General features: G+C 74.1%; 12 protein-coding genes. 5 read left to right on the top strand and 7 right to left on the bottom strand.

Annotated features, from left to right (window positions below):
• Window positions 1-90: 90 nt before the first annotated feature.
• The 5 genes from HNO83_RS01680 to HNO83_RS01660 form a co-directional block, all read right to left on the bottom strand.
• Entirely contained in the window at window positions 91-1,584 is a 1,494-nt protein-coding gene (locus HNO83_RS01680) for a catalase (protein WP_175335752.1), read from the bottom strand.
• 22 nt (window positions 1,585-1,606) lie between these two features.
• Window positions 1,607-2,020: a Fur family transcriptional regulator gene (locus tag HNO83_RS01675; RefSeq protein ID WP_175335751.1), complete on the bottom strand. Its 414-nt coding sequence runs from the start codon at window positions 2,018-2,020 to the stop codon at window positions 1,607-1,609.
• Between the two features lie 29 nt (window positions 2,021-2,049).
• Entirely contained in the window at window positions 2,050-2,229 is a 180-nt protein-coding gene (locus tag HNO83_RS01670; RefSeq protein ID WP_175335750.1) for a hypothetical protein, read from the bottom strand.
• Window positions 2,230-2,324: 95 nt separating this feature from the next.
• Window positions 2,325-4,049 carry a cation:proton antiporter gene (locus HNO83_RS01665; protein WP_175335749.1) on the bottom strand — a complete coding sequence of 575 codons (1,725 nt, stop codon included), beginning with the start codon at window positions 4,047-4,049 and terminating at the stop codon, window positions 2,325-2,327.
• A 38-nt stretch (window positions 4,050-4,087) separates the two neighbouring features.
• Entirely contained in the window at window positions 4,088-4,654 is a 567-nt protein-coding gene (locus HNO83_RS01660) for a TetR/AcrR family transcriptional regulator (protein WP_175335748.1), read from the bottom strand.
• A 153-nt stretch (window positions 4,655-4,807) separates the two neighbouring features.
• Between HNO83_RS01660 and HNO83_RS01655 the strand changes: the two genes are divergently transcribed.
• Complete coding sequence (locus HNO83_RS01655) at window positions 4,808-6,340, top strand: MFS transporter (protein ID WP_249776407.1); 1,533 nt, start codon at window positions 4,808-4,810, stop codon at window positions 6,338-6,340.
• A 77-nt stretch (window positions 6,341-6,417) separates the two neighbouring features.
• On the opposite strand, the gene HNO83_RS01650 is transcribed toward HNO83_RS01655, so the two are convergent.
• Window positions 6,418-6,957, bottom strand: coding sequence for a GIY-YIG nuclease family protein (locus HNO83_RS01650; RefSeq protein WP_175335747.1), 540 nt, complete (start codon window positions 6,955-6,957; stop codon window positions 6,418-6,420).
• A 56-nt stretch (window positions 6,958-7,013) separates the two neighbouring features.
• On the bottom strand, window positions 7,014-8,006 hold the full coding sequence (locus tag HNO83_RS01645; RefSeq protein WP_349627048.1) for a class I mannose-6-phosphate isomerase: 993 nt from the start codon (window positions 8,004-8,006) through the stop codon (window positions 7,014-7,016).
• 30 nt (window positions 8,007-8,036) lie between these two features.
• Between HNO83_RS01645 and HNO83_RS01640 the strand changes: the two genes are divergently transcribed.
• From HNO83_RS01640 to HNO83_RS01625, 4 genes are read left to right on the top strand one after another with little or no spacing between them, the layout of a single operon-like run.
• Window positions 8,037-11,081, top strand: a complete 3,045-nt coding sequence (locus tag HNO83_RS01640) for an FtsX-like permease family protein (RefSeq protein WP_175335746.1) — start codon at window positions 8,037-8,039, stop codon at window positions 11,079-11,081.
• Window positions 11,078-13,771: an FtsX-like permease family protein gene (locus HNO83_RS20695; RefSeq protein ID WP_175335745.1), complete on the top strand. Its 2,694-nt coding sequence runs from the start codon at window positions 11,078-11,080 to the stop codon at window positions 13,769-13,771. The genes HNO83_RS01640 and HNO83_RS20695 overlap by 4 nt, the downstream gene beginning before the upstream one ends.
• Window positions 13,768-14,679 (top strand): ABC transporter ATP-binding protein, encoded by a 912-nt coding sequence (locus tag HNO83_RS01630; protein WP_175335744.1) that lies wholly within the window; start codon window positions 13,768-13,770, stop codon window positions 14,677-14,679. The genes HNO83_RS20695 and HNO83_RS01630 overlap by 4 nt, the downstream gene beginning before the upstream one ends.
• A complete protein-coding gene (locus tag HNO83_RS01625; protein ID WP_175335743.1) occupies window positions 14,666-15,415 on the top strand; it encodes an ABC transporter ATP-binding protein in 750 nt (249 codons plus the stop codon). Before HNO83_RS01630 ends, HNO83_RS01625 begins: the two co-directional genes overlap by 14 nt.
• Window positions 15,416-15,431 lie beyond the last annotated feature (16 nt).

Genomic DNA, 15,431 nt, shown 5'->3' with positions numbered 1-15,431 from the left:
GCGCGCCGGCGCGACTCCGTGCCGACCGCAATGTTCACAGGGAGGTGCCCGCGGCCGATCCGGCCGCGGGCACCTCCCATTCCGGCCTGATTACTCGGCGACGCCGACGTACTCGGCGGCCTCGTCCGGGGTCTCCGCGGGCGAGTCGAGGCGGTCCCGGAGGGCGCGGCCGAGCTGGCCGTCGACGTTCGTCCAGTACTGGATCGCCCGCTCCCGGATGTCCTCGCGCTTCACGCCGCCGACCGCTCCCGCGATCGTGTCGAGGAAGCGCGCCTTGGCCGCGTCGTCGTACACCTCGCGGTACAGCGTCCCGGCCTGGCCGAAGTCGTCGTCCTCGGCGTGCAGGGTCGCCGCCGAGCGCACCAGGGCGCCGTCGGACTCCCACGAGCCCTCGCCCGCGCGCTCCGGCTGCGCGGCCGGGCCGCCGAACGAGTTCGGGGCGTAGACCGGCGAGTCGGCCGGCTTGAAGCCGTGGCGCAGCGAGCCGTCCTGCGAGTAGTTGTGCACCGGCGCGACCGGGCGGTTCACCGGCAGCTCGTTGTAGTTGGTGCCGACCCGGTAGCGCTGGGCGTCAGGATAGGAGAACACGCGCGCCATGAGCATCTTGTCCGGGCTGATGTCGATGCCCGGGACGGTGTTGGCCGGCGAGAACGCCGCCTGCTCGATCTCCGCGAAGAAGTTCTCCGGGTTCTGGTTGAGCGTGTGGATGCCCACCTCGATCAGCGGGTAGTCGCCGTGCGGCCACACCTTGGTGAGGTCGAACGGGTTGAAGCGGTAGGTCTTGGCGTCCTCGTACGGCATGACCTGCACCGACACGCGCCAGGCCGGGAAGTCGCCGCGCTGGATCGCCTCGTACAGGTCGCGGCGGTAGTAGTCGGCGTCGGCGCCCGCGAGCTGCTCGGCCTCCACACCCGTGATCTCCTCGTTGCCCTGCAGCGAGTGGAAGTGGTACTTGACCCAGAAGCGCTCGCCGGCCGCGTTGATCCACTGGTAGGTGTGCGAGCCGTAGCCGGGCATGGTGCGCCACGAGCGCGGGAGCCCGCGGTCGCCCATGAGGTAGGTGACCTGGTGCGCCGACTCGGGGGAGAGCGTCCAGAAGTCCCACTGCATGTCGGCGTCGCGCAGGCCCGAGCCCGGCAGGCGCTTCTGCGAGTGGATGAAGTCGGGGAACTTGATGCCGTCGCGGATGAAGAACACCGGGGTGTTGTTGCCCACGATGTCGTAGTTGCCCTCGGTCGTGTAGAACTTCACCGAGAAGCCGCGGACGTCGCGCCAGGTGTCCGGCGATCCCTGCTCGCCCGCGACCGACGAGAAGCGCTGCAGCGTCCGGGTGGCGGTGCCGGGCTGGAAGACCGCGGCCTTCGTGTAGGCGGTCACGTCGCCGGTGACGACGAACTCGCCGAAGGCGCCGCCGCCCTTCGCGTGGACGATCCGCTCCGGGATGCGCTCCCGGTTGAACTGGGCCAGCTTCTCGACGAGGTAGCGGTCGTGCAGGGCGGTGACCCCGTCGCGTCCCGCCGTCAGCGAGTGCGCGTCGCTGGCGACCGGGGTACCGGTCTGGGTGGTGGTGTAGTCGTCCGTCATTCTTCTCCTCGTATCGATCTCTTCACTGGCAGGACGGGCACAGTCCCCAGAACGTGACCTCAGCCGTGTCGATCGCGAAGCCGCCCGCGTCCGAGGGATGCAGGCACGGCGCGCGACCGACGACGCAGTCGACGTCGGCGACGGCACCGCACGCGGTGCAGACCACGTGGTGGTGGTTGTCGCCGATCCGGCGCTCGTACAGCGCCGCGGAGCCCGCCGGCTCGATGCGGCGGATCAGCCTGGCAGCCGTCAGGTCGCCGAGCACGTTGTGCACGTTCTGGACGGAGGTGCCGGGCAGCTCCGGGAGGATCGCCCGGAACACCGTCTCGGCGTCGACGTGCGGGTGGACGGTCAGCGCGTTCAGCACCGCCACCCGCCCTCGCGTCGCCCTGAGGCCGGCGTCGTGGAGGACGCCTTCGAGCCGTGCCGTGTCCATGGTCCGACCCTACACGGTGTTTTGAATGACTAAAAAGCAGCGGCCATGCGGAACGCCTGCCTGCGCGTGCGGACGACCGGCGCCTCGCGGGCGACGGTGACGCTCCCGATCGCGTTCTGGATCGCGCGCAGCGCCTCGTTCTCGTCGGCGGCCGTCACCGCGACGACCATGCGGCGGCCGTCGGATTCCCGGATCACGGTGAGTTCCATGGGTTCCTCCTCATGCCCTCAACGGAAAGGGCTCACCTATACAGACCCGGCGGGCGCGGCGATATGACGCGATGCGGAGGATCCGCCCGGTCCGCTCAGCGTGACCGCGTGCGCAGGCGGGTCTCCTCGAGGTCGAGGAGGGACTGCGCCTCCGCGAGCACGCGCGACGGATAGGAGCCGCGGGCGCGCTCCAGGAGCAGGCGCGTGCGCTCGGCGTCGACGACGGCGAGCCGCAGCGTGCGATAGATGTGATGCGGGCGCTGGTCCGGCGGCGCGTGGGTGAGCGTGCGCTCCCACGCCGACTCGGCCCGCAGGTAGGACGACTGGCGCACCCGCTCCACGACCTCCGGGTCGACGGGCGCGGACGTGCCCGCCGCCGACTCCGGATCGTCGAGCACGGCGAGCCCGGCCTCGCTGAGGTCGTCGAGCAGCTGCGCCAGCAGGCGCCGGTCCTCGCCGGCGTCCGCGCCCTGCAGGCCGAGGGTGCGGATCAGCCACGGGAGGGTGCCGCCCTGCACCACGAGGCTGACGAAGGCGACCGTGAACGCGATCAGGATGAGCTGCGGACGGTACGGGATGCTGGTCGGCAGCGACTGGGCGGCCGCCAGGGTCACGACGCCGCGCATCCCGGCCCAGCCGAGCACGACGCCGCCCTTCCAGTCGATCGCCTCCTGGCGGAACTCCTCCAGGTCGCTGCGGTGCCTCAGGTAGCGCTGCTCGGCGCGCTGCTTCCGCAACGCCTGCCAGCGGTAGCGGACCGGATGGTCGCGGAAGTAGCTGATCATCAGCCATTCGCGGAGCACGGAGCGCTCAGCGCGCTCCGCGCGTCTTCGAAGGCCGAGGATGAGCGGCACGATCAGCACGAACCGGATGATGACGAGCGAGAGCATCGCGACCAGCCCGATCCCGATCGCGCTCCCGACGCTGATCACCTCGGACTGCTGCACGTCGCCGATGAGCGTGCGCAGCTCGAGCCCGATGAGCAGGAACACGCCGTTCTCCAGCAGGAACTGGATGGTGCGCCAGTTGATCTGGTCGCTGATCCGCGCCTGCGCGCTGAACTGCCGCGGTGCCGCGTGCCCGGTGTACAGGCCGGCGATGACCACGGCGAGCACGCCGGAACCGTGCAGGGCCTCCGTGGGGGCGAAGGCCGCGAACGGGACGACGACCGAGAGCGCGGTGTCGAGCACCGGGTCGCTCAGCTTCGACCGCACCCAGACCGAGACGAACCCGACGACGAGCCCGACCACGAGCGCGATCAGCACGGCGGAGAGGAAGTCGAGCACGCCGGCCCAGGGCGTCGCCAGCGTGCCGAGCGCGGCCGCCAGCGCGGTCCTCAGCAGCACGAGCGCCGTGGCGTCGTTGACCAGCCCCTCGCCTTCGAGCACGGTCAGCAGGCGCGGCGGGAGGCCGAGCTTGCGGCCGATGGAGGTCGCGGCCACCGCGTCCGGCGGGCTGATGATCGCGCCGAGGGCCACCGCCGCGGCCAGGCTCAGCTCTGGCAGCATCGTGAACAGCACGAACCCGGAGGCGAAGGCGGTGATGATCACGAGCACGACCGACAGGCCGGCGATCGGGGCGAGATTACGGCGGAAGTCCGTCAGCGGGACGCTGATGGCCGCGGCATAGAGGATGGGCGGCAGGAGTCCGTCGAGGATCACCTCCGGCGGCACCTTGATCTCCGGGACGCCGGGCAGGAACGACAGCAGAACGCCGACGATCACGAGGATGATCGGAGCCGCGACGCCGAGCTTGCGCGCGAAGGCGGCGACGCCGACGATGACCGCGACGGCGATCACCGCGTAGACGCCGAGCTCCATCCTCTAAGAGTAGTCAGCGGTCGCGCGCGGGATGCGGCTCAGCGGGCGCGGAGACCGTCGACGGCCATCGCCATCACGCGGTCGCGCTGCTCGTCGTCATCGAACGCGACACCGGCGATCCCGGAGACCATCCGGATCACGTCGCCGATGGTGGCGTCGGCGCGCAGCTCGCCGGCCGCCTGGGCGCGCTCGATGAGCGGCTCGCCCGCGGTGTAGAGCGAGGTTCGGCAGCTGAGCAGCACGGGCGACTCCTTATTGAGCCCGTCGACCAGCGCCCGCTTCGTCCCGACGTACGCGACGAAGCGGCGCAGCCACGCCTCGACGGCCTCCCACGGCTCGAGGGCGGCGGCGTCGTCGGCTGCGCGGACCACGGCGGCGACCTCGTCGATGTAGACCGCCTCGACCAGCGCGTCCCGCGTCGGGAAGTTGCGGTACAGCGTGCCGATGCCGACGCCGGCGCGGCGGGCGATGTCCTCGAGCGGCGCATTCGAACCCTGTGCGGCGAACGCCTCGCGCGCTGCGGCGAGCAGCGCGTCGAAGTTGCGGCGCGCGTCCGCGCGCTGCGGGCGCACCACTCCGACGGTGGGGGTCTCGGTGCCGGTCACGGGGTCGGTCCTTCCGGGGTCGGGAGATCGGGGTTGCAAAACGGAGGCGCCCTCCGGTAATGTATCCACTAACCGGAGGAACCCTCCGAACGGAGCCTGCCTCCAATTCTAGCCCTTTTCGGCACTCATCTCGAGAAACGGAAACAACCGACGATGTCTCGATCCCGTCCCGGCCTGACCTTCGCCATCCTGGCGCTGAGCGTCGGCTCCTTCGCGACCCTCCAGTCGCTCGTCGTCCCCGTCCTCCCCGTCATCCAGGCGGACCTGCACACCACCACCGCCGGCGTGACCTGGACCATGACCGCCTGGCTCATCGCCGCCGCGGTCGCCACCCCCCTGCTCGGCCGCGTCGGCGACCTGGTCGGCAAGCGGCGCATCCTCGTCCTCGCCCTCCTGGCCGTCGCGCTCGGAAGCGTGGTCGCCGCCGTCGCGCCGACCATCGGCGTCGTGATCGCCGGCCGCGTCATCCAGGGCCTCGGCGGCGCCATGTTCCCGCTCGCCTTCGGCATCATCCGGGACGAGTTCCCGGCCCACCGCCTGCCCTCCGCCATCGGCGCGATCGCGTCGATCATCGCCATCGGCAGCGGGCTCGGCACCGTGCTCGCCGGACCGCTGGCGGACGCGCTCAGCTGGCGCGGCCTGTTCCTGCTGCCGGTCGCCCTGACGGTGACCGCTGCCGTCCTCGCCCTGATCGCCATTCCCGAGTCGCCCACCCGGGCGACCGGCGGGGTCAACCCGTGGGCGGCCGTCCTGCTCTCGGGCTGGCTGATCGCCCTCCTGCTGCCGCTCAGCACGGGCGCGCAGTGGGGCTGGGGCTCCCCGCAGGTCGTCGGCCTGTTCGTCGTGGCGGCCGTGCTGCTCGCCGCGTGGGTGCTCGTCGAGCTGCGCTCGCGTCACCCGCTGGTGGACATGCGGCTCATGCGGGAGCCGGGCGTCTGGTCCATGAACGCCGCAGCCGTGTTCATCGGCGCCTCGATGTTCGCCGTGTTCGCCTACTTCCCGCGGTTCGTGCAGACGCCGGCCTCCACCGGCTACGGCCTCGGCGCCTCGGTGGCGGAGTCGGGGATGCTGATGCTCCCGATGCTGGTGACCATGGCCGTCACCGGGTTCCTCAGCGGGCCGCTCGCCCGCTGGGTCGGCTTCCGGGCGCAGATCGTGGTCTCCGCCGTGCTCATGGGCGCCGCGAGCCTGTCGCTCGCGTTCCTGCACGGCTCGCTGTTCGCGGTGGCCGCGGCCTCCGGGGTGTTCGGCATCGGCCTCGGCCTCATCTACGCGGCGATCACGAGCGTGGTCGTTCAGAGCGTTCCCGCCACCCAGACCGGGATCGCGAGCGGGATGAACGCGAACCTGCGCACGGTCGGCTCCGCGGTCGGGGCGGCCGTGATGACCGCCCTGGTGACCGGCGCCATCGCCCCCGACGGCCTCCCCGCCGAGTCCGGCTACACCGAGGGCTTCGCCACCGCCGGAGTGCTCGCGATCGCCGCGGGCGCCGTCACCGTGGTGGCCGCGGTCCTCATGCGGGCGCGCCGCGCCGACCCCGCACCCGAGGCGGCGGCCCCGCCCGCCGCCATGGCCGCAGCCATCCCCCTGATCGACCCCGCAGCCGAGGAGGCCGCCGACATGGCCCGCCTGGCCGCCAAGCTCGACCCCACCCCCACCCCGCAACCCACCCTCGAAGTGGCCTGACCACCGTCGAGTACACGAAGACTGCACGCGACACGCCGGTGTCGCGTGCAGTCTTCGTGTACTCGACGGTGGGGGGGTCAGGCGCGGGCGGCGGATTCGCTGCGCCAGCGGGCGAGGAGGGACCAGGGGTCGGGGGTCGGAGCGCGGAGGGAGGCGATGTGGGAGAGGAGGGACTGGTCGGTCTCGAACCACTCGGTGCCGGGGATGCGCAAGTGCGCGAATTCCGCGTGGCGGCGCTGCTCCAGCGTCCGGTCGCCGCGCTCGAAGGCGAGGACTTCGTCGTGCGGGAGGGCCGCGAAGCGCTGCGCCGGGTTCGCGGTCGTGCCGATCTTGATCCGGTCGCGGAAGCGCAGGTAGTAGACCACGTCCACGCGCGAGGCCGCCGGATCGTCCGGCGGCACCTCGCCGACGCGCCACTCGCACACCGCGCACAGCCAGCCCGACGGATACCGCACGCCCAGGCGGGAACCGCAGAACACGCACGGCGAGGGCAGCAGGTCGGTCATCCCGAACTCGCCCGCCACCCAGTCGTGCGCCTCCAGCAGGTGAGTGAGGCACAGCGCCAGCGGGGCACCGGGATGCGGCGGCCCGCCGCAGAGCGCGCATCGGCTGTCCATGGCGCGAGCGTAGCCGCGGCGTCCGACAGCGGACGGACGGCGACGACCGGCCGGGCTCAGCGCGGCGGCCGGCAGCGGATGAGCTGGAGCTCGCCGGTGAGGCCGACCGGTCCGTCCCCGAACGCCGTGAGCACCGTGCTGCCGCGCCGGAGCGGGAGGCTGCCCGCCGCAGACTCCAGCGTCCCGGTGCCGTCGAGCACGACGAGCACGGAGAAGGACGGCTCGAGCTCGCGCGATCCTGAGACCTGCAGCCGCTCGGCGGAGAAGAAAGCGTCGGCGTCGGCCGGGAACAGCGTCTCCGCGCCGCGCCCCCGGCGCAGCGTCTCGATCCGCTCCGCGGGCGTCGCGTCGACGACGAGCCCGTCGAGCGCGGTGTCGAGGTCGAGGCCGAGCAGGGCCTCCGCCTCGGTCAGCGAGCGCCGCTCCAGCAGGAGGGAGAGGTCGGTCGGCTGCTGCAGCTCCACCAGGGTGACGCCCGGCCCGATCGCGTGCGCCAGTCCAGCCGGCACGAGCAGCGTGTCGCCCGCGGAGAGCGGCACGCGGTTCATGGCGTCGAGCATGGCCTCCGTGTCCTGGCCGTCCCACCAGGCACGCACCTCGCTTCGGGGGACAGGGCGCCGGAAGCCGAGGGCCGCGTAGGCGTCGCCCTCGGTCTCGATGACCGCCCACGCCTCCGTCTTGCCCAGCGGGCTGCGCAGGTGGCGCGCCGCGAACGCGTCGTCCGGGTGGTAGTGCACGAACAGGCGCTCCGCGGTGTCGAGCAGCTTGACCAGCAACATCGTTCGCGCGCCGAACCGGCCGACGTGCTCCTCGCCGAGGTAGGCGACGGGGTCGGCGTCGACCGCATCCCGCAGCGTCCGGCCGTCGGGCAGGACCGTGAGCCCGATCCCGCCGCCCGCGAAGATCTGCGTGGTCGACCCGACGAAGTCCTCCGGCATGAACTCGCTCGGCTGCGGTGTCCCGCGGAATCGTGCGATCCCCGCGCCGCCCCGATAGGGCCGGTCCAGCGGCTGGTTGGGTCCGAGAAGCAGGGGTGTGGGAAGGCTCACCGTCAGAAATCTACGCGCTACGGTGAGACGATGCGTGCAGAGGAGGGGCGGTCCGGGCGGATGCGTCCCTTCTGGCTGCTCCGGAGCCGCGCCCAGCTGGGCACGCTGATCTCGACGGCCCTCGTGGTGGCCGTGGTCGCCTTCCTCGCCTCGGTGATGACCGGCCTGGCGCTGCGGTCGCCCGACGCGGCTGTGCGCGCGACCCTGACGCACGAGCCCGCCGCGGCGACGTCCGTCGCCCTGCAGACGTCGCGGTCGACGGATGCGGCGGCGCAGGAGGACGCGGTGCGGTCCGTCCTGCGGTCGGAGTTCCGCGGAGTGCCGCTTCGGACGGCGGAGACGGCGTTCGTCCCGTCCGCCCCGGTGGAGGGAGGGGGGACCGCGGCGGTGATCGTGGCCTCCCGCGACGTCCGCGACCGCATCCGGCTGGTCTCCGGCCGGTGGCCCTCGGCGGCGACCGAAGCGGCCGTGGACGAGTCGTTCGCGCGGGCCCACCACCTGGCCGTCGGCGGGCGCCTCGCCTTCGCCGGTTCCGATCGGGCGGTCCCCGTGACCGTGACGGCGGTGTGGCGGCCCGCCGACCCTGCCGCTCCCGCGTGGCTGGGCCTCCGCGACGGAGCGGGCGGCACCGACGGCCGCGTCATCGCCTCGGCCGGCGTCGCGGACGCCGCGAGCGACGGCACCGCCGTGCAGTGGGTGGTGACACCGGATGCCGGTCGCGTCACCGCGGATCGGCTGCCCAGCCTGCGCGAGGGCTTCGACGGGATCCGTGTCGCGCTCAGCGCGGACTCGACGGCCGCGGACAGCCCGTTCTCGTCGGCCGGTCAGGGGCTCGCGACCGTCGTGGCGATGCAGCGCTCGGTGGTGGCGCTGCAGGCGGTCATCCCGATCCCGCTCGCGGTGCTGGCCGTGTGCGCCGTGATCGCGCTGGCACTGCTCGGCCGTCTCCTGTCGGACGCGCGCCGGCCGGAGACCCGGCTGCTGCGATCGCGCGGGGTGACGCTGCCCGCGCTGGCGGGTGCGGCGGCTGCGGAGTCCGCGGCGGCGGCAGTGTTCGCCGTCGCGCTCGGCGCCCTCGCCGCGCAGGCGGTTCTCGTCCCGCTGACCGGGGGACCCGCGGCCGGCGCTTCCGGTGTGATGGATGTCGTGCTCCCTCCGCTCGCGGCCCTCGCGGCGGCCGTCGCCACCGCCACCCTCACCGCGGTGCTGTCGGCGCGCTCCCTCACGGACGCGCCGGGTGCAGTGGAGGCCGGGCGCGCCCGGAGTGCCGTCTCGGCCGGGCTCGCGGTGCTGGCCCTCGTCGCGGCGGCGCTCACCTTATGGCGTTTCCTCGTGTTCAGCTCCTCCGCCGGCGTCGGCGGAGTCGACCCGGTGGGGGTGCTGGCCCCCGCTGCCGTGCTGTGCGCGATCGCGCTGCTCGGGCTGTCGCTGTTCGGTCCCGCGGCAGCGGCGGTGGAGCGGCTCGCGGGCCGCGGCCGGGGCGTGGAGGGTGTCCTCCCCGCCCGGCAGGTGGGCCGCGGGATAAGCCTCTTCTCCGGACCGGTCGCCCTGATCGTGCTCGCGGTGGGCTCCTTCGGCTTCGCCGCGGGGTACGCGGGCACCTTCTCGGGCTTCCTCCACGACTCCGGTCTCCTCACCACCGGGGCCGCCGTGCGGGCGGACCTCGGAACGGGCGGGGCGGCCCGGTCCGCCGCCGCGCTCTCGCCCGCCCCGGAGCTCTCGCACGGAGGCGCGACGGCGTCTCCGGCGATCGTGGACGACGGAACGGTCGGCGAGACGGACGTCGCCGTGGTCGTCGCCGACGCCGCGCGGCTGCCGGCTCTCGTGCCGGTCGGCTCCTACCTGTTCGACGCGCCGGCCGTCGCCGCGGCCCTCCCTCCGCGCGGCGGCATCCCGGGGGCCGAACTCCCGGAGGCCGACAGTGCGCTGACCTTCCGCGTGGCCGCGTCCGCGGGCAGCGGCACGGCGACGCCGACCGCTGTGACGGCGTGGCTGGCCACCGCCCAGGGCGAAGCCGTGCCCGTCGCGGCGCGCCCGGACGCCGGGGGAGTCGTCCGCATCCCGCTCGCCACGGGAGGACCGCGACGGCTGGTGGCCGTCGACGTCACCGCAGAGCCGCAGTCGGAGGCGGGCGCCGCGAACGTGGAGGTCGCGCTCTCGGGGCTGCCACGGGCGGCGGACGCGTGGTCGCTCGCCCCCGGCGCGTTCGCGTCGAGCTCCGACTTCGTGGCGTCGTCCGATGGTCGCGCCGCCACGGCCACCCTGGACCGGACCGCGTCGGCGCGGTTCGTGCCCGGGCCCGAGCCCGTTCCTCTCCGTCTTGTCGTCACGCAGGCCCTGGCCGACGACGATGCGCTGGAGGTCGGCCAGCGGATCGACGTGCGGGGTCCGATCGGCACTCTCACCGGAACGGTGGCGCGGATCGTCGCGGCCGTGCCCGGCACCTCCTCCGAGCGGGCCGTGCTCGCCGACTACTCCGCCGTGACCGCGCAGCTGCTGCGCACCGCGCCCGCGGCGACCCGGGCGTCGTCGGTGTGGGCGACCGCCGCCGACGCGGACGCCCTGCGCTCCCGCGTCGCAGCGATGGTCGGACCCGACGCGGTCGTCACCACCGCCGACGGGACGTTCGTCTCGCGCTTCCTCTCGGGCGCCGTGCTCAGCACCTGGCTCGGTGCCGCGGGATGCGCGCTGCTCGCCGTCGCGGCCGTCGCCGCCGCGATCTCCTCCTCGCTCCGCCGCCGCCGCGGCGAGGTCGTGGTGCTCCGCGCCGTCGGCCTCTCCGGCGCGCAGCAGGCGTGGTCGCGGCGGCTCGAGGTGATCGGCGTGGCCGTCGCCTCCGCCGTCTTCGGCCTGGCCGGGGGAGTCGCCGTCGTGCTGCTGGTGGCCAACACCCTCGCCCGGCTCTCGGTGGTGACCGCGCCCTCCACTCTCTCCGTGCAGGGCCGGGTCGACGTGCCCGGGCTGGCTGTCGGCCTCGGTGCCCTGGCCGCCGCGCTCGCGCTCGCGGTGTGGGGCTACGGGAGGGCCGTCCGCCGCCAGGCCGCGGACACCGCCTACCGGGAGGAGACGAGGTGAGCGGGCGAACGACCGACGCCGGGCTCTTCCTCCGGTCCGTGCGGGCGTACGGGGGAGGGCTCGCCCTCCTCGCCGTCGTCGCACTGGTCACGACGCTGGCGCTCGCCTCGTGGCCCCGGGTGACGAGCATCGTCCTGGGCGGCGAGCTGCGCCACGGCCTCGTGGAGGCGGGGGGCGGCGGCCGCGACATCGTCGCCGGCATCCGCACCGGCACCTTCACGAGCGGCCCCGAGGTCGACCCGGCGCAGCTGTGGCACGATCTGCCCGCCACGGCCACGGCCGTGCGCGACGCCATGCGGCCGCCGCTCCGGGCCGTCACGTCACCGGGCGACATCGCCGCCCGCAGCCTCGCCGAGCCGACCGACTCGCCCGCGGGGGCGGCTCCTAACAGCAGGTACTCCGTCACGGTGGAGGTCTACCCGGACCTGCGACGGAACGCGCGGCTGGTGTCGGGCGAGTGGCCGACGGCGCCGACGGCCGACGACGCGGGCCCCATCCCGGTGGTGCTCACCGCGACGGCGGCGTCGCTGCTCGGCTGGCGGGTCGGCGACGTGCGCACCGCGGCCCCGATGCCGGCGGCGACGGTGCCCCTGAAGCTGGTCGGGACGATCCGTCCGCTCGACCGCTCGGCCGACTTCTGGGACCTCGACGTCACGCGGGCCCTCGGTCACTTCGTCGACGGCGGCGACTCCGGCAAGGACTACGGCGGCGTCGCCTGGGTGGCTCCGCAGGCATGGCCCGCCCTCGCCCCGCGCTTCGACGCGACCATCGCTTCGGTGTGGTTCCCCGTCGTCCCCGGCCGGTTCACCGCGGAGGAGCTGCCGCAGGTCCGCAGCGCGCTCGGAGCGTTCCTCGCGTCCCCGCGCACCGCGTCCGTGGGAGGCGCGTCCGTGCCGCTGTCCTTCGCCACCGCGCTGCAGCAGCCGCTGGACGACTTCACGGCCCGGGCCCAGCCCGCGCAGACCCTGTTCGCCATCCTCCTCAGCGGGCCGCTGGTCGTCGCCCTCGCGGTGCTCGCTCAGGCCGGGCGCCTCGTCGTCGATCGCCGGAGGCCCGCCCTCGCACTGATGGCGGCGCGCGGCGCCTCCCCGGCACGGCTGCGCACGGAGCTCGCCGCGCACGGCCTGCTGGCGTCGCTCCCTGCGGCGGCGGCCGGCCTGGCGGCCGCGCTCCTGCTCACACCGGGGGCGGTACCGCTCGCGCTGCCGGTCGGGCTCGCCGTGCTGTGCGTCCTGCTCCCGCCGGTCGTGCTCCTGCTGGCCGCGGGTTCCCTGGAGCCTGCGCCCTCGACCCGGCGCAGGAACCGTTTCGCCTGGGTCGCCGAGGTGGTCGTGCTGGCGCTGGCGGTCGCCGGGGTCGCCCTCGTCGCCCGTCGCGGGCTGGACGCCTCCGGCGCCGGCATGCAGGTCGACCCGCTGACCGCGCTCACCCCCGTGCTGGTGGCGCTCGCGGCGTGCATCCTGGTGGTCCGGCTGGCGGGGTACCCGGTCGGGTGGGTCGCGGGCGCGCTGCGCCGGGGCCGGGGCGCGGTCGCGTTCCTCGGTGCGTCGTCGGCGCGGCACGCCCGGTCGGGGCTGCTCTGGCCCGTCTTCACGCTGGTCGCCGGCGTGGGCATCGCGCTGTTCTCGGTGAGCATGCTGGCGACGACGAGTGCGGGGCTCGCAGAGGGCGCCCGGATCCGGGTGGGCTCCGACCTGTCGCTCACCGCTGCGTCCACCCTGTCGGGGGCCCAAGTGGATGCGGTGGCCCGCATCCCCGGAGTCCAGCACACCGCGACCGTCGACTGGGCGGGAGGCCTGCGGCTCAGTGCGGCCGGCGACTCCTCGTCCGTCTCCGGCTACCTCGTCGATCCTCGGGCCCTCGACGCCGTGCAAGCCGATCTGCCGCGCGCCGCCCGCCTCTCCACCGCGCTCACCGGCGTGCTCCCCGGCCGCACCGGCGCCGCTCTCGGCGGCTCGACGAGCCGCATCCCGATCACCAGCGCCCTCGTCGAGACCAGCGGCACGAACGTGCACCTGGGCGTGAAGGAGATCGACTTCGTCCCCGGCGTGTATGTCCGCGACGCGGAGTGGGTGTTCATCGACAAGACGTCCCTCCCGGCGTCGAGCGGCATCGGCGGCCGACCGCAGACCGTCCTGGTGAAGCTCGCCCCCGGGGCGGACGCCGCGACGGTGCACGCCGAGCTGCAGCGCATCGGCGGTCGCGGCGCGGTCGTGGGGGACGCGGTCGCCGAGCGCGCCGCCCTGGGCGCGTCGCCGCTCGTCGCGGGCTCCGAGGCGATCGCCGCGCTGTCGATCGCGCTGACGCTGCTGCTGTGCATCGCCGCGCTGCTGCTGACGCTGGTCCTGAACACCGCCGCGCGCATCCGGCTCGTGGCCACGCTGCGCACCATCGGGTACAGCTCCCGGCAGACCGCGGGCGTGCTGGCCTGGGAGCTCGGCCCGGTCCTGGTGTTCGGCCTCGCCGCGGGCGCCGTGGTCGGGCTGGCCCTGCCTGCCATCGTGCTGACCCCGCTCGACCTGCGCGGGTTCACCGGGAGCCCGGTGCAGCCCGCGATCGTGCAGGATCCCGCGCTCGTCGGAGCCGTGCTCGCCGGCTTCGCCCTGGTGGCCGCTGTCGCGACCGCTGTTGCGCTCGCGGGCGCCCGCCGCCGGTCGGCCGCGGCCGTGCTGAGGATCGGAGGAGAATGACCGACGTGACATCGCCAGCCCCCGACGCCGCCATCCGCTGCGCCGACCTGGTGCGCATCTTCACCGCGGACGGTGTGGAGGTCCAGGCGCTGCAGGGCCTGACCCTCCGGGTCGACGCGGGCGAGCTGGTCGCCATCGTCGGCGCCTCCGGCTCGGGAAAGTCGACGCTGCTCGGCATCCTCTCCGGGCTCGACACGCCGACGGCCGGCTCCGTCTCGGTCGCCGGGCGCGACCTCCTGACCCTGGGAAACCGGGAGCGAGTGGACTACCGCCGGCACACCGTGGGCTTCGTCTGGCAGCAGACCTCACGCAACCTCCTCGGCTACCTGACCGCGCGCGAGAACCTGGCGCTGGCGATGTCCGTCGCCCGCACCGGCGTCCGCGACCGCCGCGCCGCCGAACTGCTCGAGCTGCTGGAGGTGGCCCACTGCGCCGACCGCCGCCCGACCGAGATGTCCGGCGGCGAGCAGCAGCGCGTCGCGATCGCGGTCGCACTGGCGAATGAGCCGCGCGTCCTGCTCGCCGACGAGCCCACCGGCGAACTCGACGAGGCGACGAGCGTGGAGGTGCTGGAGGCCATGCGCGGCGTCAACCGCGAGCTCGGCGTCACGACCCTGATCGTGACGCACGACCCGACCGTCTCGGAGCACGTCGCCCGGACCGTGCAGATCCGCGACGGACGCACCGCCACCGAGGTGCTGCGCCGCACCGGCGTGAACGAGCACGGCGACGAGCACACGGTGGCGGAGGAGTTCGCCGTGCTCGACCGGGTCGGCCGGCTCCAGCTGCCGCAGGAGTACCTCACCACGCTCGGGATGCGCGACCGCGTGCGCCTGGCACTGGAGCAGGACCACGTCGGCGTCTGGCCGCACGACGACCGGAGGGAGTCCGACGGTGACGACCGTTGACGCACTGACCGAGCGCGAGCCGGTGGACGGGGACGGCCCGCTGCTCGTGGCCGAGGGGGTCGCCCGGAGCTTCGACACGCCGGCCGGCCCGATCGCGGCGCTCTCCGCCGCCGACGTCTCGGTGCACCCGGGTGAGCTGGTCGTGGTGAAGGGTCCGTCCGGCTCCGGCAAGACCACCTTGCTGAACGTGCTCAGCGGGCTCGACCGCGCCACCGCCGGGCGGATCGTCCTGGACGGTGTGGACCTCGGGACCGCTTTCGAGTCGCAGCTCGTCGACCTGCGGCGGCGCAGCACCGGGTTCGTGTTCCAATCGTTCGGGCTGGTTCCCGTGCTGTCGGCGGCCGAGAACGTCGAACTGCCGCTGCGCCTTCTCGGAGTCGCCCCGGCGGAGCGGGAGGAGCGGGTCGCCGAGCTGCTCGAGGCCGTCGGCCTCGGCGCACACGCGCGGCAGCGTCCGACCGAGCTGTCCGGCGGCCAGCAGCAGCGCGTCGGCATCGCGCGGGCGCTCGCCGCGCGGCCGCGCATCCTGTTCGCCGACGAGCCCACCGGCCAGCTCGACAGCGTGACCGGTCGCGCGATCATGGACCTGCTGGTCGAGCTGGTGCACCGCGACGGCGTCGCGGCGGTCGTCACCACGCACGACCCGCTGCTCATGGCCCGCGCCGACCGGGTGCTCGGGCTGCACGACGGCCGGCTCGGCGGCGAGGAGCGGCGACGCGGGCGGCACGCCCTGTAGCCGCTCCCCGCCTCGA

This window comes from Leifsonia sp. C5G2 (assembly GCF_013359685.1).
Classification (GTDB): domain Bacteria; phylum Actinomycetota; class Actinomycetes; order Actinomycetales; family Microbacteriaceae; genus Leifsonia.
The sequence above is the reverse complement of the archived record's forward strand: the minus strand, read 5'-3'. Positions and strand labels throughout refer to the sequence as shown.

Excerpts from the sequence above, each read along its gene's own strand:
- HNO83_RS01680 (WP_175335752.1), bottom strand. The coding sequence starts at position 1,584 with ATGACGGACGACTACACCACCACCCAGACCGGTACCCCGGTCGCCAGC.
- HNO83_RS01675 (WP_175335751.1), bottom strand. The coding sequence starts at position 2,020 with ATGGACACGGCACGGCTCGAAGGCGTCCTCCACGACGCCGGCCTCAGG.
- HNO83_RS01670 (WP_175335750.1), bottom strand. The coding sequence starts at position 2,229 with ATGGAACTCACCGTGATCCGGGAATCCGACGGCCGCCGCATGGTCGTC.
- HNO83_RS01665 (WP_175335749.1), bottom strand. The coding sequence starts at position 4,049 with ATGGAGCTCGGCGTCTACGCGGTGATCGCCGTCGCGGTCATCGTCGGC.
- HNO83_RS01655 (WP_249776407.1), top strand. The coding sequence starts at position 4,808 with ATGTCTCGATCCCGTCCCGGCCTGACCTTCGCCATCCTGGCGCTGAGC.
- HNO83_RS01650 (WP_175335747.1), bottom strand. The coding sequence starts at position 6,957 with ATGGACAGCCGATGCGCGCTCTGCGGCGGGCCGCCGCATCCCGGTGCC.
- HNO83_RS01640 (WP_175335746.1), top strand. The coding sequence starts at position 8,037 with ATGCGTGCAGAGGAGGGGCGGTCCGGGCGGATGCGTCCCTTCTGGCTG.
- HNO83_RS01630 (WP_175335744.1), top strand. The coding sequence starts at position 13,768 with ATGACCGACGTGACATCGCCAGCCCCCGACGCCGCCATCCGCTGCGCC.